General features: G+C 64.8%; 18 protein-coding genes. 9 read left to right on the top strand and 9 right to left on the bottom strand.

Annotated features, from left to right (window positions below; all coding sequences use genetic code 11):
• Nucleotides 1–97: 97 nt before the first annotated feature.
• The 5 genes from OXT71_22415 to OXT71_22395 all read left to right on the top strand — a co-directional run bounded on the left by OXT71_22415 (nucleotide 98) and on the right by OXT71_22395 (nucleotide 6,078).
• Nucleotides 98–898 (top strand): SDR family NAD(P)-dependent oxidoreductase, encoded by an 801-nt coding sequence (locus tag OXT71_22415; GenBank protein ID MDE2929151.1) that lies wholly within the window; start codon nucleotides 98–100, stop codon nucleotides 896–898.
• 182 nt (nucleotides 899–1,080) lie between these two features.
• The gene (locus OXT71_22410) at nucleotides 1,081–2,370 is read left to right on the top strand and encodes a Gfo/Idh/MocA family oxidoreductase (GenBank protein ID MDE2929150.1); all 1,290 of its coding nucleotides are present in this window, start codon (nucleotides 1,081–1,083) and stop codon (nucleotides 2,368–2,370) included.
• Nucleotides 2,371–2,400: 30 nt separating this feature from the next.
• Nucleotides 2,401–4,107 (top strand): hypothetical protein, encoded by a 1,707-nt coding sequence (locus OXT71_22405; GenBank protein ID MDE2929149.1) that lies wholly within the window; start codon nucleotides 2,401–2,403, stop codon nucleotides 4,105–4,107.
• 51 nt (nucleotides 4,108–4,158) lie between these two features.
• Nucleotides 4,159–5,385, top strand: a complete 1,227-nt coding sequence (locus OXT71_22400) for a mandelate racemase/muconate lactonizing enzyme family protein (GenBank protein MDE2929148.1) — start codon at nucleotides 4,159–4,161, stop codon at nucleotides 5,383–5,385.
• Between the two features lie 87 nt (nucleotides 5,386–5,472).
• Nucleotides 5,473–6,078 carry a DUF4202 domain-containing protein gene (locus tag OXT71_22395; GenBank protein ID MDE2929147.1) on the top strand — a complete coding sequence of 202 codons (606 nt, stop codon included), beginning with the start codon at nucleotides 5,473–5,475 and terminating at the stop codon, nucleotides 6,076–6,078.
• A 2-nt stretch (nucleotides 6,079–6,080) separates the two neighbouring features.
• On the opposite strand, the gene OXT71_22390 is transcribed toward OXT71_22395, so the two are convergent.
• The 5 genes from OXT71_22390 to OXT71_22370 all read right to left on the bottom strand — a co-directional run bounded on the left by OXT71_22390 (nucleotide 6,081) and on the right by OXT71_22370 (nucleotide 12,347).
• Nucleotides 6,081–7,346: a DUF1080 domain-containing protein gene (locus OXT71_22390; GenBank protein ID MDE2929146.1), complete on the bottom strand. Its 1,266-nt coding sequence runs from the start codon at nucleotides 7,344–7,346 to the stop codon at nucleotides 6,081–6,083.
• On the bottom strand, nucleotides 7,343–8,512 hold the full coding sequence (locus OXT71_22385) for a Gfo/Idh/MocA family oxidoreductase (protein ID MDE2929145.1): 1,170 nt from the start codon (nucleotides 8,510–8,512) through the stop codon (nucleotides 7,343–7,345). Before OXT71_22385 ends, OXT71_22390 begins: the two co-directional genes overlap by 4 nt.
• Before the next feature lie 80 nt (nucleotides 8,513–8,592).
• Nucleotides 8,593–9,309 carry a ThuA domain-containing protein gene (locus OXT71_22380; GenBank protein ID MDE2929144.1) on the bottom strand — a complete coding sequence of 239 codons (717 nt, stop codon included), beginning with the start codon at nucleotides 9,307–9,309 and terminating at the stop codon, nucleotides 8,593–8,595.
• Nucleotides 9,310–9,439: 130 nt separating this feature from the next.
• Nucleotides 9,440–10,909, bottom strand: a complete 1,470-nt coding sequence (locus OXT71_22375) for a hypothetical protein (protein ID MDE2929143.1) — start codon at nucleotides 10,907–10,909, stop codon at nucleotides 9,440–9,442.
• Nucleotides 10,910–10,937: 28 nt separating this feature from the next.
• On the bottom strand, nucleotides 10,938–12,347 hold the full coding sequence (locus OXT71_22370) for a mandelate racemase/muconate lactonizing enzyme family protein (protein MDE2929142.1): 1,410 nt from the start codon (nucleotides 12,345–12,347) through the stop codon (nucleotides 10,938–10,940).
• A 113-nt stretch (nucleotides 12,348–12,460) separates the two neighbouring features.
• On the opposite strand from OXT71_22370, the gene OXT71_22365 reads away from it, so the two are divergent.
• Both OXT71_22365 and OXT71_22360 read left to right on the top strand, forming a co-directional pair.
• Complete coding sequence (locus tag OXT71_22365; protein MDE2929141.1) at nucleotides 12,461–13,525, top strand: Gfo/Idh/MocA family oxidoreductase; 1,065 nt, start codon at nucleotides 12,461–12,463, stop codon at nucleotides 13,523–13,525.
• 103 nt (nucleotides 13,526–13,628) lie between these two features.
• Nucleotides 13,629–14,939: a Gfo/Idh/MocA family oxidoreductase gene (locus OXT71_22360; GenBank protein MDE2929140.1), complete on the top strand. Its 1,311-nt coding sequence runs from the start codon at nucleotides 13,629–13,631 to the stop codon at nucleotides 14,937–14,939.
• 23 nt (nucleotides 14,940–14,962) lie between these two features.
• Here OXT71_22360 and OXT71_22355 read toward each other — a convergent pair whose 3' ends face one another.
• Nucleotides 14,963–18,262 carry a hypothetical protein gene (locus OXT71_22355; protein ID MDE2929139.1) on the bottom strand — a complete coding sequence of 1,100 codons (3,300 nt, stop codon included), beginning with the start codon at nucleotides 18,260–18,262 and terminating at the stop codon, nucleotides 14,963–14,965.
• A gap of 332 nt (nucleotides 18,263–18,594) precedes the next feature.
• Nucleotides 18,595–18,945, bottom strand: a complete 351-nt coding sequence (locus tag OXT71_22350) for a hypothetical protein (protein MDE2929138.1) — start codon at nucleotides 18,943–18,945, stop codon at nucleotides 18,595–18,597.
• Nucleotides 18,946–19,104: 159 nt separating this feature from the next.
• On the opposite strand from OXT71_22350, the gene OXT71_22345 reads away from it, so the two are divergent.
• Together OXT71_22345 and OXT71_22340 are read left to right on the top strand one after the other, a co-directional pair.
• Complete coding sequence (locus OXT71_22345) at nucleotides 19,105–22,329, top strand: DUF1553 domain-containing protein (protein ID MDE2929137.1); 3,225 nt, start codon at nucleotides 19,105–19,107, stop codon at nucleotides 22,327–22,329.
• On the top strand, nucleotides 22,326–23,798 hold the full coding sequence (locus OXT71_22340; GenBank protein ID MDE2929136.1) for a DUF1501 domain-containing protein: 1,473 nt from the start codon (nucleotides 22,326–22,328) through the stop codon (nucleotides 23,796–23,798). Before OXT71_22345 ends, OXT71_22340 begins: the two co-directional genes overlap by 4 nt.
• A gap of 22 nt (nucleotides 23,799–23,820) precedes the next feature.
• Here OXT71_22340 and OXT71_22335 read toward each other — a convergent pair whose 3' ends face one another.
• Together OXT71_22335 and OXT71_22330 are read right to left on the bottom strand one after the other, a co-directional pair.
• Entirely contained in the window at nucleotides 23,821–25,032 is a 1,212-nt protein-coding gene (locus OXT71_22335) for a Na+/H+ antiporter NhaA (protein ID MDE2929135.1), read from the bottom strand.
• Nucleotides 25,033–25,191: 159 nt separating this feature from the next.
• Nucleotides 25,192–26,841 carry a M14 family zinc carboxypeptidase gene (locus tag OXT71_22330; protein ID MDE2929134.1) on the bottom strand — a complete coding sequence of 550 codons (1,650 nt, stop codon included), beginning with the start codon at nucleotides 26,839–26,841 and terminating at the stop codon, nucleotides 25,192–25,194.
• Nucleotides 26,842–26,849: the final 8 nt, after the last annotated feature.

Below are 26,849 nucleotides of genomic sequence, written 5' to 3'. Positions count from 1 at the left end.
AAGCCTATCCCGAGTTCGTGCTCATGCCGGAAGAACTGGACGAGGAATAACGGCCCGCATTTCACATCGCCCCCGGCGACCAATACCGGGCTGATTGATGAAGGGCGGGAAAGTCCTTATTACCGGGGCGTCGTCCGGTATCGGGGAAGCCACCGCCTACGCATTCGCCGCTCAATCCTGTGAACTCTTCCTGGTGGCTCGCCGGAGCGGGCGATTGGAGCAGGTGGCCCACGAGTGCCTCCGCAGGGGCGCGCGAAGGGCCGTCTGGGCCTCCCACGATCTGAGCCGGCCGGGCCGCGGGACGGAGATCGTTGGCGAATGCCGGCGGACCCTGCAGGGTCTGGACGTAGTCGTGGCCAACGCCGGCTACGGCATCGTGGGTCCGGTCGGTGAGGTTCCGCCTGAAGAGGTGGCCCGCATCTGGCAGGTCAATTTCCAGTCCGGTTACGAGACCATCCATTCCGCCCTTCCCGGGCTGCTCCAGCAAGGTAGCGGGCATATCGTCCTGGTGAGCAGTGTGGTGGGCAGAAGGGCCATGCCCTATTTTTCGGCATACTGCGTGACCAAGTTCGCGCAAGCGGCCCTGGCCGAGTCACTATGGGGTGAGCTGAGAGGGAGCGGCGTCGGGGTCAGCCTCATCTGTCCCGGCCTGACGGAGACAGAGTTTCACAAGGTGGCTCGACTCGCCGCAAGTGCCACGCCCGCCCTGACGCTGTTCCGGCCGGCGACCTCGAAATCCGTAGCTCGAACCATTGTGGATTCGGTTCGCCGGCGGCGCCGGGAAGTGCATCTGACCGGGCTGGGCCGGTTGATAATCGGCTTGAACCGCCTTTCGCCGGCCCTGACGGCTCGATTGATCACGCCCCTCGCCCTTCAGGCACTCAAGAAATCTCCCTGAACCGCATCCGCCGTTTCCGCAGGCATAGTCCGGCCGTTCTCCAGAATCGCGCCACAGCCCGCACCCCGCGATTTGCCAACAGGCCAGGCCCATGGGTACTCTCTTGAACCAGCCGGGATTTCCAGTCCGGCATCGATTTCCAGACGTTACGGCGAGGGATTGATCCAACACGGAGTGCATCGATGAGGCCGAAAGATTTCTCAGTCGTTGGCGGAACCGGTTCTCAACCCGTCAAGACCTTATTCCGGGAGGTTTCGGGTCAGAACCGGCGTGAATTTCTCCGGGCCGGAGGAGTCTCCCTGTTCGCGGTCGCCTCTCAAGAGGCCTCCGTCGAGGCTGTTGCGCCTGCGGCGCGGTCCCCGTACCGGGCCGCCATCGTGGGATGCGGCCGGAAGGGGACCGGCTATGCCAGGGGCTATGTGCTCCACCCCCGGACCGAGGTGGTGGCCGCCGCCGATATCGACCCGGCGAACCTGGAACTGTTCACCAGAAGGTTCGGCGTTCCGGGTTACAAGGACTACCGGGAGATGCTGGCCCGGGAGAAGGTGGACATCGTCTCCCCGATCCTTCCGGTAAAAGCCAATCCCGGCGTGGTTCTGGGATGCACCGGGTTCCCGGTCAAGGCGATTTACTGCGAGAAGCCCATATCCGCGAGCCTCCGGCAGGCGGACGAGATGGTCGAAGCCTGCAAGAGAAAGGGAATCGTCTTCGCCGGCGGCGACATGTACCGAAACTTTCCCCAGTTCTGGCAAGCTCGAGACGCCCTGGAATCCGGGGAACTGGGAGAAGTCCGCGGTCTGAACCTCTATCAATCCACCAACGAGATCTCCGGGGGCGGGTGCCAGGGGCTGAGCGTCATGAGGCTGTTCGCCCGGGATGCGCCCGTGGAGTGGGTATGCGGCTGGACCCGAGGCGACCCCTTCAGCGACCAGGACCAGGGCATGGGCGGAACCGTCCGCTTCAGCAACGGCATTGAGTGCTTTATTCACAACCAGCGGGTGGCGCGCATGGGGATCGAGGTGCTCTGCAGCAAAGGGGTCTTCGTGAGCGACTGGTATACGTTTCGCCTCTTCCGGATGAAGGCCAGCGCCAAGGATCCCCGGCGGCGGGACAGCCTCGAGGAGATCCAGGAACTGTACCCCGATTCGGGACTCGGGCGCCGGGTCTATGACGACGAGGGGTGGCGGCATCCCGGAACACGTCAGATGGCCGGAATCCAGTCATTGGTGGACGCCCTGGAACAGGGAATCCCGCCGCGAACCAGCGGTGACGACCTGCGGCTGGCCCTGGAATTGGGCATTGCCCTGCGCCAGTCACACCGTCAGGGCTACGCTCCCGTCCGGCTTCCGGTTCGGGACCGGGAACTGAAGATCCTTCCTCACATCAGCCGGTATCTCAACAAGAAGGAAGTGCACGGGGAAGAGTGGTACCGGGAGCAGATGGAGGGCTGGAAACGGGATCCTCAGGGATAGCGGGATCCTACGGACAGCAGTCCCGAGATCATGAAACCGAACTGGACCCGGAGACGATTCGTGGGCGTCGGACCCGGCGTCGCGGCCTCTTCGCTGGCGGCGTCGCGACGGCCCTCCGCGGGACCGCCGGAACGTGAGGCCGCGCCCCAAGTGGATGGCGGGAAACGGAAGCTGCCCCGCCTCATCTACTACAACGACGCCCACCACTTCCACGCCAAGCGAATCGATCCCCCGGTGAGCCGGTTTCAGCTCCAGCGTCCGGTGGACGAGGTGTTGGGGACCGGGGTGGGAATGCTGGTCCTGGGGTTGGGCTACGGCGACGTGTATTTCCACGACAGCAGGGTCGGGCGCGTCGTGGGACAGGAGAAGCAGACCTGGGAACACATCATCGACTGGCGAATCATGTGCATGGTGCGGGACGCCAGGAAGTTGGGGACGGACCAGTTGCGCGAGGTGATCCGCCGGGGACGCGAGGAAAGTCTGCCGGTTCTTCCCAGCTTGAAGCTTCAGGACGGGAACCGGCCCGGCTCCCAGCGCTGTGGGTGGCTCAAGTGGAAACAGGGGAGGTCGGTCTGCATCGGCGAGCCGGACCCGAGGCATCCGAGTTTCGAGTACTGCTATGACTTTTCGTTGAACAGCGTCCGGGAAGACAAGCTGGCCATGGTCCGGGAGGTTCTGAAGGACTATCGCGCCGACGGGATCGAGTTGGACTTCATGTTCTTCTCCGCCTACTTCAAGAAGCGGGACGTGGAAAAGAACCTCCCCGTCATGAACCGCTTCGTGCGCCAGGTCCGGGAGCTGGCCGACGGGGTGGGCCGCAGCCGGAATCGGGCCATCACCGTGAGCGCGCGGGTGTTCCACCGGAAGGAAGAGAACCTCAAGGTCGGGCTGGATGTCGAAACCTGGCTTCGGCAAGGGGACGTGGACCTGGTGGTGGGCCAGGTCTCGGACCAACTTTTCGAGCCGGCCGTGGACGTGGGCTGGATGGTTGACGCGGCTGGCGGCCGGGCGGGAGTCTACGTCCGTCCTCCTTTGAGAGTCTACGACGAACGGACGCCCCGCCCCACCATCGAAATGTATCGAGCCCTGGGACAGTCCCTCAGGTCGCAGGGTGCGAACGGCCTCTATCTCGGCTACCTGCGCTGGCCACTGGCGCGAAAGGAGCATCAGATCCTCCGGGAGATGGCCTATCCGGAAACCTACCGGCGAGAGAGCAAGCGGTATTTTCTCCAGCCGGCGGAAGGGGCCGGAACCTTTACCGATCCTCCGCCTGGCCGGAGGCTTCCGCTCGCACTGAAGGAGGGCGAGTGGGCCGGATTGACGCTTCAGGTCGCCGACGATCTGGAGGAAGCGGCGAACGACGGCGAGTTGAGGAAACCCCGGCTCACGCTCCGGCTCCAGAACTTCTCGGTCGAGGACGAGATCCGGATCCGCCTCAACGGACGTCTTCTGCCCTGGGAGCGCTTCGAGGTGACGGATGAACGCGCGCTTCGAATTCCGGTCCGGCTGCGCCGGCCCATCGAGGCGCCGTCCGGGTTTGCCGCCCACTGGCTTCGGACCAAGCTGGATCCGGAACTGCTGAGACAGGGGGAGAACAGGGTCGAGATCCTGGCCCGGAGATTGACGCCGACGGCGAGCTGGACCCGCTTCGTCAGCGGCGTGGAGATCCGGACCCGGTACCGGAGCTTTGCCCGTCCCGAGGGGATCGAGGGGGCCGACCGTATCGAACCGTCGTGACCCCGGCTGGAGGCGTCGGGCATTGACCGATTGGCCGGAGAGACTTCCACCATGAACCGAAGACAGTTTCTGATGCAGACTGCCGGATTCGGGTCCGGCCTGTGGGGGTTGGGCCAGCGGGCCTCCGGCGCGGCTCCCGGCCGGGCCTCAACGGCCGAGTCCGGCGTCTCCATGCCGATCCGGGACGTCAGCGTTCAACTGGTCCAGTCGGACTGCGGCCGCAAGTGGACCCACGTGCGGGTCCACACCGCGGAAGGCCTCACCGGCATCGGCGAGGCGACCTACAGCCGGAAGGAGACCGTGGTCGCCCGCATGGTCGAAGAACTGAAACCGTACATCCTGGGCCGGGACGCTCTCGACATCGAGAGCATCTACCGGGATCTCTACTCCGGCGGCGGCACCGCCTATCGAACCGGAGGAATCATCTTCACCAGCGCCATCAGCGGCATCGACCAGGCGCTCTGGGACCTGAAGGGAAAGGCCCTGGGCGCCCCGGTCTGCACGCTTCTGGGCGGTCCCCGCTCCGCCCGGATTCCCGTCTACTCCCACTTCGGAGGGGGGAATGAGGACACGCTGGCGGCCCACGCCCAGAGGGTCCTGGACGAAGGCTTCAAGGCGCTCAAGTCGGGCATCACCATCCAGGAGGCCCGCGGCCCCGGGATCAGCCGGCAGGAGTTGAGGAACATCGACCGGCGCTACGCCGCCCTTCGCCGGACCCTGGGCGAAGAGGTGCTGCTGATGGACGATCCCCATGCCGCCTTCGCTCCCGGGGCCGCGCTGGAGGTCGCCCGTCTTCTGGAACCCTATCGCCTGCTGTTTCTGGAAGAACCGACCATCCCCGAAGATCCCGCCGGATACGCACAGGTACGGCAGGGAACCCTGACCCCAATCGCGGGTTCCGAGCGCCTGACCAGCAAGCACCGTTTCAACGACTTCTTCCGGGCCGGCGCCGTCGACGTGGCGCAGCCCGACCCCGTTTACGTCGGCGGCATCACGGAGATGAAGAAAGTCTGCGCACTGGCCGAAACCCACCAGGTCTCCATCGCGCCGCACAACACCAAGGGACCGGTCGGGACCATGGCCGCCGCCCATGTCCTGGCCGCCATTCCCAATCCGCTCATCCTGGAGTGGATCGCCCCCAGCCAAATTCCCTGGCGCAACGGCGTCCTCAAGGACCCCATGGTCCTTCAGGACGGAGCCCTGCTGGTGCCCGACCGTCCCGGTCTGGGGGTGGAGTTCGACGAGGATGCCCTCCGGCCTCACCTGGTGTCATATTGAGGCGGCATCCGGACAGAAGTGCCTGCCCGGGCGCGGATTTGCACCCCTCGATGAAGGAGAAGGCGAGCCTGATATAGTCATCGGGCAATGCCTGCCCAAGACTCCCGATTTCAATTGGCCGTCGCCCGATTCCAGGCGGCGCACTGTGAAGATCCGGTCACGGTGGAGACGGAAGATGAACAAGTCGCCTGGTCGGTCCACTACCACCGCCGGCTGGTGACTTGGGTCCGCCGGTTGCAGCCGGAGGCGTCGGAGGCTCTGTTGTTGGCGGCCCATTGCCAACACCTCCGCCGCTGGACCATTCCCCGCGACCGGTATCCACTGGGACGAGCCGGATACAAACGTTGGCGGAAGACTCTCTCCCGGTACCACGCCCAGGAGGCGGGACGCATACTCGGCGAGGCAGGATACGACGAGGTCACCATCGGACGGGTCCAGGCCCTGCTCAGGAAACTGCGCCTCAAGCTGGACCCCGAGTCACAGCTTCTGGAGGACGCCGTCTGCCTGGTCTTCCTGGAGAACGAGTTCGAGGCATTCTCCCGGATGCACGACGAAGCCAAGCTGGCCGACATCCTTCAAAAGACCTGGCGGAAGATGTCCCCGCAGGGGCGTGAGGCCGCCCTGGCGGTGGCCGGATCGCTGCCGGAATCCCTACACGCCCTGGTTTGGGACGCCGTGGCGCCCGAACCCTGATTTCAGTCGATCCGGCGGACGTAGACGTTCTTGAAGTAGAGGGGGTTCCCGTGGGCCTGGAGCTCGATGGCGCCCGTGGGATAGATGGGCTTGTCCCGCTCCCAGTAGTTTTCCATGACGGTCTTGTGAACCACCAGGCGATGGTTGAGCCAGACGGTTACCTTCTCGCCGGTCATGAGGATCCGGAACTGGTTCCAATCCCCCACCGGATTGTCGGCCGCCAACTTGGGCTTGGACGGGTTGGTCTTGTTGTTCCAGATGGCGCCTGATCCCTCGGGGTCCGTCCAGATCTGAATCTGGGGACTCCCCCGCAGGTAAATGCCGCTGTCCCCCTCGGGCTCGATCTTCCAGTCGACCCACAGCTCGAAGTCCCTGAAGTCCTGGCGGCTGCAGAGGCTGTCGCCCTTCCCGTCGAAGAGCAGGACACCGTCTTGGACCCTCCAATGCTTCCGCATTTTGACATCGGCTTCGCGCTGGGCCGCCGCCAGCTCCGCCGGATCCATGGCGGCCCGTTTCCTGGGATCGGCCACCAGGCCCTTCCAGCCCTCCAGGTCCATGCCGTTGAACAGGGCCTGGAACCCCTCGGGAGCCAGATTGTCCGGCTGTTCTCCCCCCAGGTCCTTGATGCGGACGTTGCGAAACTCCACGTGAGTGGAATGGCCCAGCAGACCCACGTGCCCTCGGGAGCGCATCACTCCCGGATGCCTTTGCAGCGCCTCGGCGTCCCGGATGTCATTCAGGTCGGCGCTGACGATCACGGTTCCATTGAGCGTGACCTTTACCCGGCGGCCCAGGAGCGCGATCTCCTGCCGGTTCCATTCCCCCACCGGCGCCAACGCGCCGCGGCGAGCCGGTATCAGGCCATAGACCGATCCATGCGCCTGATAGGGCTGGATCCCGGCATACTTCGGCGCCGTGTTGTCCAGAATCTGGATTTCCATCCCGTCGATGGAAGCGTGTCCGTCCAGGGGAGTCCGGACACCCACTCCGTTGTTGCCTCCCGGCGTCAGCTTGAACTCGAAACGGAGGATGAAGTCGGAGTATTCCTTCTCCGTGAGGAGTTTGGCCCCCTCGCCTTCGGGGCAGATCAAGAGGCCGTCCCGAACCAGCCATCCCTGATTCCGCTGCCTGATCGTCCTCCAACCGGTCAGGTCCCGGCCGTTGAAAAGGGAGACGAAGCCCGGTTCGGGGTCTCCGGCGCGCAAGGCCGGAGAGGACGGTAGGCCAAGCAACAGGCCCAGCAATCCGGAAACCAGAGTTTTCCTCACTGGGACATCTCCACCCAGACCGCGCCGCGGCCGCTGGACTCCACCGCCTTCTCGATGAACTCCAGTCCCCGGCGGCCATCATAGACGTTGGGAAAGCCGTACTCCCGAGGCGTCAGCGGCGCACCGTCCAGGTGCCGCCGGATGGCATCGACGGCGCCGCAGTAGATGGTGGCGAAGGCCTCCAGGTACCCCTCGGGATGGCCCGGCGGGATTCGGGTCACGGCTCCGGCCGCTTCGTCCAGGTACTCGCCGCGCCCGCGGGTCAGAGTTTGCCGGGGCTCGCCATATCGATAGAACTGCATCTGGTTCGGGTCCTCCTGGGCCCAGAGGACGGCCCCCTCCGACGCGTACACTCTGAGACGCAACCCATTCTCCTCGCCGGTGGCGATCTGACTGATGGTCAAGACGCCCTTGCCGCCTCCCCTGAGCCTCAAAAGGATATTGGCGTCCTCGTCCAGAGTCCGGTCCGGAAGAAAATGGCTCGTGTCGGCGCAGATCGAGGTCACCGGATCCCCGGTCACGTATTCCAGCAGGTTCAGACAGTGGACTCCCAAATCGCCCAGAGTGCCGCCCGCGCCGGCCTGGGCCGGGTCCACCCGCCACGAGGCCTGCTTTTGCCCCAGCTTCTCGTGGGGGACCGAGAGGAAATCCTGCAGGTACTCGACGATGACCTTGCGGACCGTGCCCATCCCGCCGGACCGGAACAGTTGCCGGGCGTGCCGGATCAGCGGGTGTCCCGTGTAGTTGTGGGTCAGGGCGAAGACCAGGCCCGTCCGCTCCACCAGCCGGCACAGATCTTCCGCCTCCGCCAGCGAGTAGGTCATGGGTTTGTCGCACACGACGTGGATGCCCGCCTCCAGAAATGTCTTGGAGATGTGGAAATGGGAGGCGTTGGGGGTCACGATGCTGACGAAGTCGATCCGCTCGTCCGCCGGCAACACCGACTCCCGGGCCGCCATCTCCTGGTAGGTGCCGTAGCAGCGGGCGGGGTCCGCGTACAACTGCTCTCCCGTGATCCGGGTATTCTCGGGATCTCGAGAAAAGCAGCCCGCCACCAGCTCCACCTGCTGGTCCAGAACGGCGGCCATGCGGTGAACACCCCCGATGAAGGCGCCTTGGCCGCCTCCGACCATCCCCATCCTCAGCTTCCGTTTCCACGATTCCATGTTCTTCCTCCAATGCCCGCCGAATTCAATCGGGCATTCGCCTCAAGCGACGCTTCGAAGCCCGGACCAAAAGCCTGTCCTCAGGTCCGGCGGGCGCACCACCCGACGGCGTTGGCCACCACCTGAAGCGGCTCCTTATGGAAATAGACCGGGTCGGTCTCATGCCCGGGACGAAAATAGAAGACCCTCCCCTTTCCCACCGTCCAGACGCATCCGCTGCGAAATTGCTCCCCGGTCTTCCAATAGCTGAAGAAAACCGTTTTCTCCGGCGGAGGCACGTCGAAGGGCTCGTCGTACATCTCCGTTTCGGGGATGGTGAAGTCCGAAATGCCCCGGGCGACGGGATGCGACGGAGCCACCACCTTCAGGCGTTCGGGGCCGGCTTCGTGCCTCCAGCCCCCGAGGTTCCCGGTGCATTCCAGGATGCTCTTGAACATCTTGGACCAGTGGGCCGAGTGCAGCCCGATGAATCCCAGCCGGCCGGCCCGCACCCGGGCCACCACGTCGGCGACGCGGTCGAAGAGGACCTCCTTGTGCTTCTTGTGTCCCCACCAGATCAGAACGTCCGTTCCGTCCAGATCCGACGAGGCGAGCCCCTGGTCCGGATCTTGAATGGAGGCGGTTCGGACCTTCACATCAGGAAGGGTATGGAGGTGCCGGGCGATGGCCCCGCTGATTCCCTCCGGGTAGACGTCCTGGGGCTCCGTTCGCTCCGACCAGCAAAGGACCCTGACCGGAGCCGGTGCGGCCACCATCCGGCGCGCCCGAACTCCGGCGGCGGCAGCCCCGCCCGCCATCAGACTCCGTCCGAGAAACTCGCGTCTTGCAATGAACGCCGGAGTTCTCCGGTTCGAATTCAATCCTGATCCGCGCCGGGCTTTTTCGGCTGCGCTGCCGTCCGTCCTCTCCATAAAATGCCAGGAAACCTCACTGGAAACGGATGGAATAGAGATCCGCGTCCTTCATCACGAACCGCAACCGCAGGGGCTTGCCCGCCAGGTGTCTCAAGGGCTCCCGGTCGGTCTGGCCCGTGGGGCGCTTCCATTCGACACGGTGTTCGATCTCGTCTCCGAAGATGAGTGGGGAGTCCGCCAGAGAGAAGCCGGGGACGGGATGTCCGTTGATGTCCTGAAGCTCCAGCCGGATGCTTCCGGCGGCGGAGGTGGAGAAGTTCAGCACCAGCGCGCCGCCGTCGAAGGTGAACAGACGGGTCACCAGCTCGCCTCCCGGGTACCCGGCCCGAATGGAGACGAATCCGTCGGTCCGCAGGACCATGCGCTCGAAATGAACCGAGGGGAAATCCCGCTCCCGGAGCACGTAGAGGGAGATCTCATCGGAAGCCGTGGGAACGACGCCCCAAGACGCCAGGTTGGTCCGATGCATCCAGGCCCGCCGCTGCCGTCCGGGACGGATGAACGACTCCATGAAACGCCGGTCCCAGTGGACGCCGTCGCGGCTGGTCATGAAGACCGTGTCCGCCGCGCCCGGCCAAGGGGACTCGCTGAGACGGGTCTTCCACGGAATGTACCTCCGCGGGAAAGCCAGGTAGATCTGGGGAGCGCGGAAATAGGGCGTGGTGCCGTTGGTGTAGAGATGGTCCCGCTCCACGTCTCCGAACTGGCCCCATTCACCCGGAGACCAATTCACGAAGTCCGGAGATGTGGCCGCCTTGACGGTTCGGACCCCGTGCTGGAAATCGCGGTAGATGGCCACGTACTCTTTGCGGATCGTGTCCCAGAAGGCCACGTTCAGGGAATCGAACTTGCCGTCGGTGATGATGGGCTCCTCCCGGATCTTGCTCCATCTCAGGCCGTCGGTTGAGACGAACCCGTACAGCACCGGTTTCTTGTCCCGCACGCCGGAACCGACCGCCTTGTAGCGTTGTGGCGCGGTTGCATCCGGGTTTTGATCCCGGAAGGGAGCCAGATTGTGGGCCCCGTCTCCCTCCAGGACGATGTTGTTTCGCTTGGAACCGTCGAACTCGACCAACCCCAGTTCCGGCCGCGCCCAAGTCAGGCCGTCGGGGCTCTCCGCGTAGAGCGCGAACTGGGGATGCACCCGCACCACCGTCTCGCCCGGCTTCAGGAACGAAGGGATGGTGTAGCCTTCGTGACTGCTTCCGCGATAGTACATGCGGTAGAGGTCCCCATCCTTGAAGACCACTTGGTAATCGCAGGTGATGCCTTCCCAGGGTTTGTCCAATGTGAGGATCTTTCCTGCGGACACGGGATGGTGCAGCCTCTGCTCCAGCCCGTCCATGGACTCGATGAGGAAGCCGTCCACGAAGAGTTCGAGCCTGGAGCCCAGGTCCAGCGGCGCCGGCGGCTCCTTGTCCTTGGCCGGCAGGTTCGTCGAAAGCAAAAGCAACAGGCCGGCGGCCAGTCTCAGCAACAACACGAGTTCTCCTCCTTGCAGTCCGTCGTCACTACCACAACCGGGGCTCCTCCAGGTGCACTCCCCCCTGCTGCGCCTGAGCCTGCAGGTTGCTCCACGCCTGCGATCCGTCGTCGGGGATGTGCTTGAGGTCCACGCCGGACGCGAAGACGGGCAGCTTGTCGGCGCTGAAGTCCTCCCAGTATTGGCGCGCGTGGGCGTAGTAGCTGGTGCGGCCGGAAGGCCACCGGATGCCGATCAGGAGCCCGGGATACGGGTACGGCCTTTCCTTGAGGGGCTCGATGCGAAACCGTTCCACGGCGTCCTCATCCAGCTCTACGCCCAGGCCGGGACCTTCCGGGATCGAGGCCTTCCCTTCGGCCACCTTCATGGGCTGGCTCAGCATGGCGTGAGTGTAGAGCTGGTGACAGTTCACCGCCGGCCAGACCGCCTGCTTGAGGACGGCTCCCAGGTGGAGGGAGAAGGTGGCCGTGATGGTGGTCCCCACCAACTGGAGCCAGAACGGTAGCTCCACCTCGGCGGAGAAGTGGCCGGCTCTCAATACCCGGGAGGCTCCGCCCCCCACGACGAATCCGTCGCAGACCTCTTCCCGGACCGCCACCGCCGGATCCGGATTCCCGTAGTGCATGGCGATGGGGACCCGGGTGGCCGCCTTGAGCCGCTGGTTCCCCGGGATGTCGCCCTGGGGGATGGGGGTCTCGTAGATGGCGATCTGCGGATACGCCTCCCAACGCTTGAGCCGCTCGACGCCCCGGTCGGCATCCAGGAGAAATCCGTTGAAGTCCATGTCCACTTCGAAATCGTCCGGCAAGGTGGGTATCAGGGTCGCCAACTGCTGGTCCAGGTCGAACCACGGGCGCCCTTTGGTCTTGAAGGCCTTGTATCCCTGCCGCATCGCCTCGGCGCACTCCAGGACCCAGTCGGAACCCGGCATGTCGATGTCCCACCAACTGACCGGCGCCCGCTCCCGAACCCGGTGTCCCAGCAGACGGTGGCAGGGGACATCCCAGGCCTTGCCCACGGCGTCGAAGAGTGCCATCTGAAGGCCGGCGCCGAGAGAATCGTCCCACATGAGCTCGGCAGCGTTTTTTCCCTGCACCCGCTGGAGGCTCTCGTCCGAGACCCGGCCCCAGGTGTAGTACTCCATGGTCTCGCCGAATCCGGTCACCCCGCACTTGAGCTCCACCTTGCAGATTTCGAACACGGTCCAGTGGGGGATTTCCCGGATCATGTTCCGGGCCGGAACCGGCCGGAACGGAACGTCGACCGTCGTCGTCTCGGTCCGCGCCACGGTCAGGTCCAAGGGGGCGGCGACGGCCGGGCCGGAAGCCGGATTGCAGGCCAGGGAGGCGGGCAGCGAAACGGCGGCTGCCGAACCCGCCGTCAGGGCCGTTCTGGAGAGGAAGCGTCGGCGGTTTGGCCGTTCTGGAGAGTCATTCATCGGCCCAAATAGAACCACACTGGTAGAGGTGACGCAACACCATGGAAAGGCGGGATTGATGCGGGATTGGCGCTGGACTATGCTTGTGGATACTGGTTCCGGGAGACAATCGAATGGCCAGGATCGCAAGACGTCAGTTCCTCTCTCACACGGCCGCGGTGGCCGGTGTAGCGGCCATGGAGGCGCGGGCCGCGGCGGCGGCGGCGTCCCACCCCATCGGCGCCGCCATCATCGGAACCAGCCATCCCCACGCCGTGGGCCACCTGCGGACGCTTCGCCAGTCCTCCAACTACGAAGTGCTGGGCGTGGCGGAGCCCGATCCGGAGCTGCGCGCCCGGGCCGGGAAGAGTCCCCGCTGGGAAGGCGTTCCCTGGACCAACGTCGAGCAGATCCTGAGAGACGACCGGGTTCGGATGGTCTGCATCGAAACCGATCCGTTGGAGGCCTTGCGCTACTCCCACCGGGTGATCGTGGCCAACAAGCACCTGAAGATCGACAAGCCGCCGGGGGCCGACCTGACGGCCCTGCAGCGCCTCTTCCAGGAAGCCGGACGCCGGAACCTGCTGATTCAGATGGGGTACGTGTATCGCTACAATCCTGCTTTCCGCCTGGCTCATCGGGCCATCCGGGAGGGGTGGCTGGGCCGGATTCGATCCGCGGTCTGTCAGATGAACGACACCTTGAGCCCGGCCGGGCGGCGGCGCCTGGACACCTACCCCGGCGGCCAGATGTTCGAGATCTGCGGACACATGATCGACGCCCTGATCTGGCTCCTCGGCGCCCCCAACCGCGTGAGTCCGGTGCTGCGCCACAGCGACCCGGTCCCGGACCAGTTGGAGGACGACGTGCTGGCCACCTTTGAGTTCGACCTCGCTGTGGCCGTGGTCAAGAGCCACAGCCTCAACGGGAACCGTTATTTCTACGTCTTCGGAGAGGAAGGCTCCATCCAGATCGACTCTCCCGACCGGCCCAGGGTGAGACTGGCCCTGAGCCGTCCCCACGGCGAGTTCGGCGCCGGGGTCCACGACGTACCGGTGGGGCCTTCGGCGCGTTATCTGCCCGACGTGGACGATCTGGCCGGCGCCATCCGCGAAGGCAGAGGGGTCGAATTCTTCACGCCGGAGCACGATCTTGCGGTGCAACGGGCCCTGCTGCAGGCGTCCGGCGTCGACGTCTGATCTCGGCCGCATAGGCAGGAGCCGGTGTTGCATCCCGGCGTGGATGCTTTCGTCCGTTCGTCCCTGTGGTCCGTTGAACTTCGCAATCGGAAAGGAACTCGGCATGAAATCCGTAGCTCGAAGAGAATTCCTCACCGCCTTGGCCGGAACCACGGCTGCCGGCGCGTTTGCCGCGCCGGCCCTGAAGGCCTCCCGGGCATCGTTGAACGATCAGATATCCGTGGGCCTCATCGGGACCGGCGGCATGGGACGCGGCCACCTGAGAAACCTTCTCCTCAGGGATGACGTCCATATCGCCGCTGTCTGCGACGTGGACGACGCGGTTCTGGAACAGGTGTCCGGAAGGGTCCAGGAGGCAAATCGCAAGAAACCGCGGCTGGTGAAGGACTACCGGCGGCTCCTGGACGACACCTCCATCCACGCCGTGGTGGTGGCCACGCCCCATCATTGGCACATACCCATCGCCATCCCGGTCCTGCAATCGGGCAAGGACCTCTACGTGGAGAAACCCGCATCTCACGTCTTCCGGGAAGGCCGGCTTCTGGTCGAGGCCGCCCGGAAGTACGACCGGATCGTCCAGCATGGGACCCAGATGCGCTCCACCAGCGTGACGCTGCGGGCCGCGGAGGTCCTGAAGTCGGGACTGCTGGGGGAGATCAAGATGACCAAGGCCTGGAACGTTCAGCGCGGCAACGCCCTGGAGCCCAAGCCCGACGGTCCCGTCCCCGACGGGGTGGACTACGACCGGTGGTTGGGACCGGCGCCCAAGCGTCCCTTCAACCCCAATCGCTTCCACCGGAGTTGGCGCGTCTACCGGGACTATGGGAACGGAGACATGGGGGACGACGGCGCCCACGACATCGACATGGCGCGCTGGGCCCTGGGGGTGACGACCCATCCGGTGCGGATCACGGCCCACGGCAGCACCATCGATCTGGAAGGGGAACGGGAGTACCCGGACAACATGACAGTGGCCCTCCAGTACGCGGAAGGGAAGGTGCTGCTCTACGAGGATCGGTTGTGGACCCCCTATGGGCTCCATGGATACGACAACGGCAACGCCTTTTACGGGACGGAGGGATACATGATCTTCTCCCGCCGCGGCCACTTCCAGGTCTACATGGGCCGCAAGGAGGAGAAGGGACCAGGCATCACGGGACGGGAGTACGCCCAGAATTCGAAGGCCCACTTGGCCAACTTCCTGGAATCCGTCAAGACCCGGAAGCCGCCCAATGCTCCGGCCGACGTCGCCCATCTCAGTTGCGGCGTCATTCACCTGGCCGAGATCGCGTACCGGGTCGGTCGGGTCCTGGAGTTCGACCCCGAGACCGAGACCTTCCCGCACGACTCGGAAGCGAATGCCATGCTCACCAAACCGTACCGGGAGCCTTGGACGCTGCCGGAGAGGATCTGAACGAAAGCTCCCGCCGTTCTCCTCTATTCGTCCTCCCCGCCACGCGGGGTTGGTCGCTCGGGGAGGGACTCGGCCCGGATTGCCGAGGGAATGGTGCAGGAGTACGGCGACATATCGAGATCCAGCGAGTCGAAATATGCCAGCCGATGGGGGATGCCAGCCTTGATGGCTTCCGCGACCCAAGGCGGCATCCGGTCGGGAACGCAGCGCACCACGAACCAACCCCAGATCGATTCGGCCACATCTTCACGGTTGGGATAGTCTCGTGCGTACGCCGTGAGGAACCTGCCGTCAGCCTTCTGTGCCGCAAGCCACCCGGCCGAGCCGCTGTGCCGGGGGATCGTGCGCGGTTCCGGAAAATTGCAGTCGTCCAAGGAGACGTGCGCCCCTTCGTGGAGCAGCACTTCCTCCACGAACCCGGTCAGTACGTCGCTCGTGGGGCCATTGAGGTGGAAAATGCCACCGTGGCAGCCATTGCCCCCCGCCCCCACGGTTTCCGTTGGGCTTATCTCTAACTCACTGCCTCCGGCGAGAAGCGCGTACGGTATCCGCCCCAATGGAGGGGTGAGCGCCTCGGCGGCGTCACGGGCGGACTCCACGGACCCATAACGCGGGTGCGCCTGCACCTCCATCACGTGTTGCCCGAAGCGTGCGCGGAACAGGTAGAGGTTCAGGTCATCCCGCCAATCCTTCACGAACGGATCGAAGAACCCCCGCGTTCCACGCCCGACGTATTGCACGCTGTCCAGCGCCGAAGGGTCGGCAGGGGTGATCACGTCCGGCGAATGCCACACCGTGCCGGACAGCACTGGGTTCGGCACCTCCCCGCAATTCATCACGGAAGCGTCGGTTATCCCCTCCAGCCACACTTGGAAATCCGCGTCGAGCGGCGCGCACAGCCCGGTCTCGTCCACGCGAAAGACCTCCATTTCCGTGAGCGCCACCAGGGACAGGGGCAGGGGACCGGACAGCCATAGATTGCGGCGGAGAAACAGACGCTCCAGGCTGGTCAGGTTGCCAAACTCGACCGGGATCGAGCCGGTGAGCCTGTTCCCCTCGAGATTCATCCAGTCCAAGCTGGACAGGTTGCCGATCTCCAGGGGAATCGGCCCCTCCAGTTGGTTCGCATTAAGATCCAGGACCCCGAGGTGGGCAAGTGCGCCCAGCTCCGGCGGGATCGGCCCCGTCAACCGGTTCCACTGAAGCAACAGTCGCCTCAAGCGGGCGAGCGCGCCCAACTCAACCGGGATTGGCCCCTCCAGTTGGTTATGGCTGAGGTCCAACGACGTCAAGCTGAAGAGGTTGCCGAGTTGCGCCGGGATCGGCCCCTCCAGTTGGTTGTGACTGAGATCCAGGATCCTCAGGTGGCTGAGTGAGCCCAGTTCCGGTGGGATCGATCCTGTCAAGCCGTTGCCGATTTTTTCGCGGCCGCCATCTTCGGTCTCGACCCAGGCGGCCATTCGCAATACGATCACCCGGCCCTGGCTGTCGACCTCGACTCCATACCATTCCTCCAGCGGGGCGTCCGTCAGCCAGTTCTCGCTGCGGGTCCACGTCGATCCGCCCAGCGCTTCGAACAGCGCCCCCAATGCCGCTCGCTCGGAAACGGCCACCGTCACCGTGACCGACGCCGCAGCCGTCTGTCCGTCCGCTCCCGTCACCATGATGCGGTAGGTCGTGGTGACGTTCGGCGACACCTTTCGGGACCCGGATGCCGGCACCCTACCGATGTCCGGTTCGATCTCAGCGCTTTCCCCATTCGTCGAAGACCAGGTCAGCGTCGTGCTCTGGCCTCGTTCGATGGAACTCGGAGAGGCGGACAGCGTTACCGTCGGCGGGGGGGCATGGCCGCCGCCGATGCCGCCGCCGTCCGGGATCCGAATCGCCGGCACCGCCGAGAGCGAAGAGGATTCCTTCCCGAAACGCAACCCCAGCGCGGCGAAGCCGGATTCATCCTCCGTCCGTAGAAACAGGAGACCTCGAAAGTTCCTCAGAAATCCCGCATCCACCCCGGGCACGTCGAACCACTCCGGGAGCGTGAGCGCCGACTGCTGGAAGTCTCTCCAGGGGAGGAACAATCCGTTCAACGGATCGTTCCCCTCCTCGTCGCGGATTCTCAGCTCGACCCTGGATTCTGCATCCGGTTTGAAGAGGGCCAGTCCCGCTCCGACGGTTCCCGATTCCTCCACGAACAGCGCGAATTGCTTCCCCAAACGGGCGGGCTCGACACCGACTTCGATCCCCGACCGGGCGTGCCGGTAGGTCAACAAACCACTCACCGCTGCCGTACCGGTCTCGACCTCGATCCAACCCCGCCGAATGGTCCCCGAGCCGGCGCTTTTAAAAACTCGGCTGCCCAGCGCGGGAATCTCCAACGTCAAATCGGAATCGAACAGATCCCGGACCGGTTGTCCTTCGGGATCGTAGACTTCAACGCGCACGCCGGCTGCATCCTCGGGGCCGACGTTGCTGAGCACAAGTTGCACCGACCATCCGCCTCCATCCACGTAGTCGGGGAAGATCAGGGCAGATTCCTTAGGTTCCTGACTCCGGGTCCGGACCGCCGGCACTGCCGAGAGCGAAGAAGTCCCCTTTCCGAACCGCAACCCGAGCGGGGCGAACGGAGACTCGTCCCCGGTCTCCAGCAACAGCAGGCCGCGAAAGTCATTCAGGAATTCCGTATCGATTCCTTCCACCGAGAACCATTCCGGAAGCGTGAGCGCCGATTGGTGGAAATCCGCCCAGGGGGCGAACCCGCCCTCCAGGGGATCGTTCCCTTCCTCGTCGCGGATTCTGAGCTCGAGCCCAGACGAGGCGTCCGGCTTGAAAATGGCGATTCCGGCGCCGACCGTCGTCGATTCCTCGACGAACAGCGCAAATTCGTTCCCCAGCTCGACGGATTGGACGCCGACTTCGACTCCGGATTCGGCGTGCCGGTAGGTCAACAGTCCACTGATCGTGGGCGCGTCGGCCCCGACCTGGATCCAACCCCGCCGAATGGCTCCGGAGCCGGCGCTTCTCATGACTCGGCTGCCCAGCGCTGGAATCTCCAACGTCAAATCGGAATCGAACAGATCCAGGACCGGTTGTCCTTCGGGATCGTAGACTTCGACCCGGACCTCGGCTGCCGCGTCCGGGTCGACGTTGCTGAGCGCCAGTTGTACCGACCATCCGCCTCCGTCCACGTAGTCCGGAAAGTACAGAGCCGCCTCTTCCTGTTCCTGCGCCTGTTGGGCGATCGATCCGTCCACCCGGCGACCATGCTCTGATGGGGGACCGCCGGCTTGCGGCGGCGAGAGGGCGAAAAACAGCCACCAAGCCAAAAATGAACTCGAAAATGAGCCGAGTAGAAGACTGATCAAGCAAATTCCTGCTGCAGCCTGGAACGCGTGGACGTGGCGTCTCCCGAGCCCTTCATGACGCGGCCGGTAGTCTTGGAGAATACCTGCCGTCCACCCCGGGGACCAGAATCGCGAGCAACTTTCCGGCTGAGCAGTTCATTCGGCCGGTACTTTTGGACGTTGGTCGCCTGTGAGGCGGCAGCGGTTTCCGAACCAATTGAGGAATGAGTCACTGGGAAATGAAACCGTTGGGAGGTGCGAGCGCCCAGTGCCGTTGAGGTCGCCCGGCGACGAAATTCGGCGTCTCCGGATGCTCAGCGTGCGGCGCCGTTGAGCATGGTGGAGCTGTAGCGCTCTCGCAAGCCGCGGATATGGGCGTACTTGCTGTCCACGAAGGAGACGCCGGTGACCCGCTGCATCACGTCGCTGGCGTCTGATCCCACCATCCGGGACATCTCCTGTGCGCCGATGGCGTCGCTCACGGTGGGGGCCGTCTTTCGTTCCACCAGCAGGGCGGCTTCGGAGTCCTGGCCGGCCTCGGCCACCACGGTGACCTCGCCCCGATCGACGCCGCCCAACGGATTGAAGGCCACGTCCCGGAAGGCCGCCTCGCCCACTGCCACCTGCACGCCGCGAATGACCTGGGGAAGAACCGTCCAGAGCATAAGTTGCGGGATTCAAGGAGCCGCGAAGATCACTTGAAATCTCGGTGTATCCACAGGTTGCGGCGCGGTCTTCGCCCGGCGTACACTCACCGCACAGATCGACCGGCCATTGCCCGGAGCGGAGCCGACCCATTTGGGCTACACTCGGGTCTGAATATCATGAGTCAATCAGACGTGACGGCCGGCATCGCAAAACGGACGGCGAGAACTGTGGTTCTGGCAGGCGTGCTCGTCTCCGGTGCGATTGCGCCACCGGTCCACGCCGAGCCGGCGGCCACTGCCGTCGACTACAACCGCCAGATTCGCCCCATCCTCTCCGACCACTGTTTCGCCTGCCACGGCCCGGACGAAAAGGTGAGGCAGGCGGACCTGCGCCTCGATTCGAAGGAAGCGCTGTTCCAGGACCGGGACGGGTACAGGATCGTCACTCCGGGAGACGCCGATTCGAGCCGCCTGTACCAGAGGATTTCGGCGGACCACGAGGCGGCGCGGATGCCGCCGCCCGAATTCGACCGGAAGCTGGACCGGAACCAGGTCGACCTCATTCGGCGCTGGATCAGCGAAGGCGCCGAGGCCAGGGATCACTGGGCCTTCGTCAAGCCGCGCCGGACCTCCCTCCCGCAGGTGAAACGCGTCTCCTGGGTCCGCAATCCTGTCGACCGGTTCATCCTGGCCCGTCTCGAAAGCGAGGGGCTCGAACCGTCACCCGAAGCGGATCGCGTCACCTTGATCCGCCGGGTGACGCTGGACCTGACCGGACTGCCGCCCACACCGGCGGAGGTGGACGCCTTCCTGGCGGACCGGAGCTCCGGAGCCTACGAGAAGGTGGTGGAACGACTCCTCGCCTCCCGGCACTACGGTGAGCGGATGGCCCTGGAGTGGCTCGACGCCAGCCGCTATGCCGACACTCACGGCTACCACATCGACAGCCACCGGGACATGTGGCTCTGGCGGGACTGGGTCATCGATTCCTTCAACCGGAACCAGCCCTTCGACGAATTCACCATCGAACAACTGGCCGGCGACCTGCTCCCCAAGGCCACGTCCCAACAGAAGCTGGCCACCGGATTCAACCGCAACCACATGATCAACTTCGAGGGAGGCGCCATTCCCGAGGAGTACCGGCTGGAGTACGTGGTCGACCGGGTCAACACGACGTCGACGGTCTGGATGGGCCTGACCATGGGGTGCGCCCGCTGCCACGACCACAAGTACGACCCCATTCGGCAGCGGGAGTTCTACCGCTTTTCGGCCTTCTTCAACACCATCCCCGAAAAGGGCCTGGACGGACGGAAAGGCAACGCGGCGCCGGTCATGGAAATGCCCTATCCCGACCAGGCAAGCCGTCTGCAGGAGTTGCGGGAGAGGCTGGAGGCCATCGAGAACCAGATGCCGGAGAGCCGCTTGAAGTCCCTGGTCCGGGAGTGGGAGGCTCCCACCTCGGCCAAGCTTCCCGAGAGTCCCCGCCAGGGCCTCCTGGCCCATTACGAATTGGATCACCACACCTCGGACACCAGCGGCCATTACCGTCACGGAAAACCCAGAGGCGAGGAACTGGTCCCGGCCGAGGGCAAGGTCGGCGGCGCCCTCAAATTCACCATTCGCAGCCATGTGGACCTGGGCGACCTGGGCGGGTTCGAGCGGACCGACGCCTTCTCTCTGTTGGCCTGGGTCCGGCTCAGGAACGAGGGGGACCAGGCCGTCGTCGCCCGGATGGATGATCTGGACGGTCTCCGCGGCTACGACCTCTTCGTCGGAGACTTCAAGGAGCACGAGGGCCCCAAATACAGCGGGCCCCTCCTCATGGCGCACCTGGTTCATGCCTGGCCGGACAACGCCATCAAGGTCCGCTCGCTCACCCCGGTGTCCTTGAACGAATGGCATCATCTGGCTTTCACCTACGACGGCTCCGGAAGAGCCTCCGGCGTGGCCCTCTACCTGGACGGCAAGCTTCAGGAAGTGGAGGTCCTGAACGACACCCTGACCGGATCCATCCGGTCCGAGCGCCCACTGTTGCTGGGCCGGCGCCACGCCAAGGGGATGTTCGACGGCCGGATGGACGAGGTGCGCATTTACGATCGGACCCTGTCGGCGAACGAAGTGGAGCAGTTGGCCGTCTACCATCCCATCCGGGCCATCCTGCGGGAACCGGAAGAGGATCGGACCGAACAGAAGCAGGAGGATCTGCTCCGGTTTTACCTGGATAGAGACGCTCCCGCCCTCTATCGTCAACTGCACCGGGAGCAGGAGGAGCTTCGCAGGAACGAGCAGAAGCTGCAGGCGGCCGTCCCCACCATCATGGTGATGGAGGAGATGGAAGAACCGCGGGACACGATGGTCCTGGATCGGGGTGACTACCGCAATAGCGGGGAGAAGGTCGAGCCGGGTGTTCCTGCCGCGCTATCGCCATTCCCGCAGGATGCGCCTCCCAACCGCCTGGGCCTGGCCCGCTGGCTGGTCGGCCCGGACCACCCGTTGACGGCGCGAGTCACGGTGAACCGGTTCTGGCAGATGTACTACGGCAACGGCTTCGTCAAATCGGCGGAGAACTTCGGCTCCCAGGGAGATCAACCCAGCCACCCGGAACTTCTGGACTGGCTGTCCACCGAGTTCGTCGGCTCAGGATGGGACGTGAAGGGCCTGCAACGGCTCCTGGTCACGTCCGCCACCTACCGCCAGAGTTCCCGCGTCACGGCGGAGCTGCTGGAGAGGGACCCGGAAAACCGGCTGCTGGCGCGGGCCTCCCGCTTTCGGTTGCCGGCCGAGCTGGTTCGTGACAACGCCCTGAGAGTCAGCGGCCTTCTGGTGAACACGATCGGTGGACCCAGCGTCTATCCATACCAGCCCCCCGGACTGTGGAAGGAGATGGCCTACGGCGAGAAGTACACGGCCCAGGAATATGTTCAGGGAGAGGGACCGGACCTCTACCGCCGTGGCCTCTACACCTTCTGGAAGCGGACGATTCCTCCGCCCACGTTGATGGCATTCGACGCCCCCGACCGGGAAACCTGCACCATGCGGCGGCCGCGGACCAACACTCCGTTGCAGGCGCTGATCCTGCTGAACGACCCGACTTACGTGGAGGCGGCCCGATCCCTGGCCCAACGCACTCTGAAGGGAACGGCCTCGGACACGGAGGATCGGATCCGCCTCGCTTTCCGTCTGGCGACGGGACGGGCGCCCGACCCGCGAGAGGCCCCGATCCTGGACCGGATCCTCCAACAGCAGCGAAGCTACTACAGGTCCGATCCCGAGGCGGCCCGGCGTCTGATCGAGGTGGGCGAATCCCCGTTCGATCCGAGCCTGGACCCGGTGGAGTTGGCCGCGTGGACCACCGTGACCGGCAGCATTCTGAACCTGGACGAAACCATTACCCGGGAGTGAGAAACGTGGACCCGGAAAATCGATTGCCGCTGGAGATCACGCGGCGCCAGTTCTTTGGCCGGACCAGCACCGGCATCGGCACGGCCGCGCTGGCCTCGATCCTGAATCCCCACCTGTTCTCAGGCCGGACCGGCAATGGGATTCCTCACGGCATCCGGCCCGACCTGCCCCACTTCGCTCCCAAGGCCAAGCGGGTCATCTTCCTCTTCCAGTCGGGCGCGCCGGCCCAGATGGACCTGCTCGACTACAAGCCCCAACTGGAGAAGCATCGGGGGACGGACCTGCCCGACTCGGTGCGCCGGGGACAACGGATCACCGGCATGACCTCGCGGCAGAAGACCCTTCCCGTGGCTCCCTCCCTCTTCAAGTTCTCCCGGCACGGCGAGTCGGGAGCCTGGGTGAGCGAACTCCTGCCGCGGACCGCGCAGATCGTGGACGACATCGCCATCGTCAAGACGCTTCACACCGAAGCCATCAATCACGACCCGGGCATCACCTTCTTCCAGACCGGAAGCCAGCAGCCGGGCCGCCCCAGCCTGGGCGCCTGGCTCAGCTACGGGCTCGGCAGCGAGAGCCTGGATCTTCCCAGCTTCGTGGTGATGGTCTCCATCGGCCGGATCAAGACCAATCCCCAGCCCATCTTCTCCCGCCTCTGGGGCTCCGGTTTCCTTCCCTCCGACCATCAGGGAGTCAAGTTCAGGGGCGTCGGGGACCCGGTCCTTTACCTGTCCAACCCGCCCGGCGTGGACCACCGCAGCCGGAGACGGATGCTGGACGGGATCGGTCAGATCAACCGGCTGCGGGCCGAGGCCTTCGGCGACCCGGAGATCACGACCCGGATCAGCCAGTACGAGATGGCCTACAAGATGCAGCTCTCGGTCCCCGAGCTGACCGACGTCTCCAACGAGCCGGACCATATCTTCGAGCTCTACGGCCCCGACTCGAGAAAGCCCGGAACCTACGCCGCCAACTGCCTCATGGCCCGCCGCCTCAGCGAAGCGGGCGTCCGCTTCGTCCAGCTCTACCACCGTGGTTGGGACCAGCACGACGACCTCCCCGCCCAGATCCGGGGGCAGTGCGAAGATACGGACCAGGCTTCGGCGGCGCTGGTCACCGACCTGAAGCAGAGGGGATTGCTGGACGAGACGCTGGTCATCTGGGGAGGCGAGTTCGGGCGAACCGTCTATTGCCAGGGGAAGCTCACCGACGACAACTACGGGCGCGACCACCACCCCCGCTGTTTCACCATGTGGATGGCGGGAGGCGGCATCCGTCCCGGAATCAGCTACGGAGAGACGGACGACTTCAGCTACAACGTGGTGAAGGATCCGGTCCACGTCCACGATTTCCAGGCCACCGTCCTGCACTGCCTGGGAATCGACCACACCCAGCTCACCTTCAAGTTCCAGGGACGCCACTACCGGCTCACCGACATCCACGGGGAAGTGGTGAAGCCCCTGCTGGCGTAGTCCGAACGCCGCAGGACGACGTCTATTTCACCGGATTCGGCTTGATGCCCGTGGCCCGGGCCACGACGTATGTGAGCAGGGCCGCGACGAAGGAACCCAGCGCGCCCATCTTGGCGGCGTCCTGGATCTGTCCCGGCGGGAATGCCACCGTGGTCACGAAGAGCGCCACGGTGAACCCGATGGCGGCGGCGAACCCCACAACCACCAGATCCCGGGAGCCGATCCCCTCGGGGAGTCCCAACCGGAACCCTCTGGCCACCAGCATGGCTCCGCCCCAGATGCCGATGGGCTTGCCCGCCAGGAGCCCGATCAGGACCAGGAAGGTGGGGGAATCCACGGCGCTCAACAGCACGCCGGCGTTGAAGAGGCCGAAGAGCATCAGGATCAACTCCACCGGCTTCTGCCACCAGTGCTCGAATTGGTTCAGCGTGTCCGTCGCCTCCAGTTCCTTCCAATCGAAGAGGCCCCGGTCGGAGTGGTGGTGAGGCATGGCGGGAATGACGGGCAGCAGGCCCAGAGCCGGATGCAGTCCGGCCATGGCGAACCCGATCCACGACAGCGAGCCGGGAATGGCCAGGTACCACCAGAAGCTGCGGAGGCGCAGGCGCTGAAACAGGAAGGCGACTCCCACACCCGCGACAGCCAGGAACATCCACAGCATCTGCACTTCCCCCTGCGGGTAGAAGGCCGCGAGAATCAGCAGGCCCATGGCGTCATCGGCGATCGCCAGGAGCAACAGGAACGGAATCGCGGGATGGCCGGCGCCGAAGACGATCCTGGCCACCATGTAGCTGAAGGCGATGTCGGTGGCGCACGGAATGGCCCAGCCGTTGGCCAGTTCATCGAAGCGACCGACCAGAGCCGCGCCCAACAGGTAGAGGACGGCCGGCGCCACCATTCCCCCCACCGCTGCGACGAGGGGCACGGCGGCCCGCCTGGGACTGCTGAGAGGACCGCCGGGAAGGGTGGCTTCCCAGACCTCCTTGCCGGCAATGGCGAAGAAGAACGCCATCAGCACATCGTTGACCAGGTAGTGGAGGTCGAAGACACGCGTGCCGTCGGGTTTCAGCGTCCCGAACAACGTGTCCTCGAACAGCTTCAGGTGGACCAGGTGGTGGTAGGAGTCGTGGTCCAGATTGGCCCACACCAGCGCGCCGAACGCTCCGGCGATCAGAAAGAGGGAGTTTTCGAAGAGGAAGGCGATGACGCCGTTCTTGGACTCGCTTGCAGCCACGATTCAACCTTTACTTCGATGGGTTCATCTCATGCGGATCGACGCGGGATCTCAGGGTCATTCCGGATTACGAGGCACCGCCCCGTGCACCCCGGATATTCGAACTCCATTCTCCTCAATGACCTGTCTCGTCTCTCCGCCCATCATTATTCGTGATTTTCAGTTCGTGAAGTGGACCTTCCCCTGCCGGCGCCTCTCCCGGGGGTCGTATTCACAGGTCACCAGGAAGATCTCCCCGGCTCGTGTCGTGCGGGGAGGAATCGCGACCTGGACATGGGTGAACCCCCGGGCCACCCAGGTGACGAACCCATCCGTTTCGGATGGGTCCACGACATGCCCGTTGAGCCTGAGGTCGAGAATCCGGGCGTTCTGGTAGGGGATTCGCAGCCGCACGCAGATTCCGTGGCGAACGGGGCCGCTCTCCCCGGTCTCCAGGCGGTCGGGTCCCGAGTCCTGCCGGTAGAACTTGGCGCCTCCCCCCTCCACCAGAAAACGCGCCGGGCGCTTGCCGTCGTCCAGGGGATGACGATGGACCAAGCTACGGATGGGCTCCAGGTTCATCCCGGGATGACCCTCGATACGGGAGAGCATGTCCAGGAGCGTGTTGTCTCCCAACCATTTGCGGGCCGCTTCCCGGGAGGTGGCGCAGACGCAAAGCGCCATGCCCTCGACCTCCGGCCAGTCGAACCCGAAGCTGAGCTGACGCAGCTTGTTCCACAGCTCCACCCGGCTCCTCCGGCGGTCGCCCGCCGTGGTTCCGTAGGCGGTCAGGCGATGCAGGTCGTTGCCCATCATCACCCGGGTCGGATAACCGGGATAGTACTCCCCAGGCCAGACTTCGTTCCCCACTTGGAGCAGCCGGCGATAGCGGAGCAGGGCGCTTCGTTCCCACGCATTCTCGTTGGCCGTCACCAGGGAGTGGTACCGGTTGTAGCAATAGGTGGCGGCATAGACCCGGGGCCGGCCCTTCCAGGTCTTCTCCCGCATCCCGTCCAGATCGGGACCCCAGAACATGCGCTCCGAGTCCTCCTCCAGCCAGTCGGCCGGGTAGCCCTCCTCCAACGCCGCCTCGTTCATGAGCCGCATGATTTCGTGATGATACGGACGCAGTGAGACGTTGGAGTAGGCGGCCGCCGTATCCGCGTGGATGGAGCCGTAGAACTCGAGGAAGGAGCCGTGCATGTCCGCATGCACTTCAGGCTGCAGTTCATCCATGAGACGCCGGACGGCTACAGCCTCCGGATGCTTCTCGGGCTGCACCGGGCCGTCCAGGGTCCAGTTGTTGTACGGGTCCAGATCGTTGGCATTGTGGAAGCTGCCGCTCACGTATCCGTCCGGATTGACGATGGGGACGCATACCACCTCCTGGCGGGCCAGGATCCGCCGGGCCAGGGGATGGCCGGAGAGCAGCCACTCCACCAGTTCCAACATGGCGCTGGGGCCGATCCGCTCGCCTCCGGAATGGAGCGTTGTGAGGAGGACGTGCTCCTTGTGCTCGCCGGAGATGGACCAGTCGCTCAGACGGACCGCCACCAGGGGACGGCCCTGGACGCTCTTCCCCAGATCCTCCAGCCTCAGAAAGTCTCCGTGCTCGCGGCCCAACCGCCGGATCCGGCGGTAGAGATCCTCCAACGGAAACCAGGCCGGTCCTTCGTGGCCTCGAACCTGAGCCCGCAGGCGTCGGGCGGCAACGCCGAAGATCCCGAGTCCGGCGGCCTTCAGGAAGATCCTCCTCCCCCTGGAACCTCCGGCGCCGGTCGCCTGGTCCCCGGCCAGAGGGCGGCGTTGGAATCGCGTCGCTGCATTCATTGAGGACT

Source organism: Acidobacteriota bacterium (genome assembly GCA_028874215.1).
Taxonomy (GTDB): Bacteria; Acidobacteriota; UBA6911; order RPQK01; family JAJDTT01; genus JAJDTT01.
This window is presented reverse-complemented; position numbering and strand designations above follow the sequence as displayed.

Excerpts from the sequence above, each read along its gene's own strand:
- OXT71_22385 (MDE2929145.1), bottom strand. The coding sequence starts at position 8,512 with ATGGAATCGTGGAAACGGAAGCTGAGGATGGGGATGGTCGGAGGCGGC.
- OXT71_22350 (MDE2929138.1), bottom strand. The coding sequence starts at position 18,945 with ATGCTCTGGACGGTTCTTCCCCAGGTCATTCGCGGCGTGCAGGTGGCA.
- OXT71_22405 (MDE2929149.1), top strand. The coding sequence starts at position 2,401 with ATGAAACCGAACTGGACCCGGAGACGATTCGTGGGCGTCGGACCCGGC.
- OXT71_22330 (MDE2929134.1), bottom strand. The coding sequence starts at position 26,841 with ATGAATGCAGCGACGCGATTCCAACGCCGCCCTCTGGCCGGGGACCAG.
- OXT71_22415 (MDE2929151.1), top strand. The coding sequence starts at position 98 with ATGAAGGGCGGGAAAGTCCTTATTACCGGGGCGTCGTCCGGTATCGGG.
- OXT71_22370 (MDE2929142.1), bottom strand. The coding sequence starts at position 12,347 with ATGAATGACTCTCCAGAACGGCCAAACCGCCGACGCTTCCTCTCCAGA.
- OXT71_22365 (MDE2929141.1), top strand. The coding sequence starts at position 12,461 with ATGGCCAGGATCGCAAGACGTCAGTTCCTCTCTCACACGGCCGCGGTG.
- OXT71_22395 (MDE2929147.1), top strand. The coding sequence starts at position 5,473 with ATGCCTGCCCAAGACTCCCGATTTCAATTGGCCGTCGCCCGATTCCAG.
- OXT71_22360 (MDE2929140.1), top strand. The coding sequence starts at position 13,629 with ATGAAATCCGTAGCTCGAAGAGAATTCCTCACCGCCTTGGCCGGAACC.
- OXT71_22410 (MDE2929150.1), top strand. The coding sequence starts at position 1,081 with ATGAGGCCGAAAGATTTCTCAGTCGTTGGCGGAACCGGTTCTCAACCC.
- OXT71_22380 (MDE2929144.1), bottom strand. The coding sequence starts at position 9,309 with ATGGCGGGCGGGGCTGCCGCCGCCGGAGTTCGGGCGCGCCGGATGGTG.
- OXT71_22345 (MDE2929137.1), top strand. The coding sequence starts at position 19,105 with ATGAGTCAATCAGACGTGACGGCCGGCATCGCAAAACGGACGGCGAGA.
- OXT71_22400 (MDE2929148.1), top strand. The coding sequence starts at position 4,159 with ATGAACCGAAGACAGTTTCTGATGCAGACTGCCGGATTCGGGTCCGGC.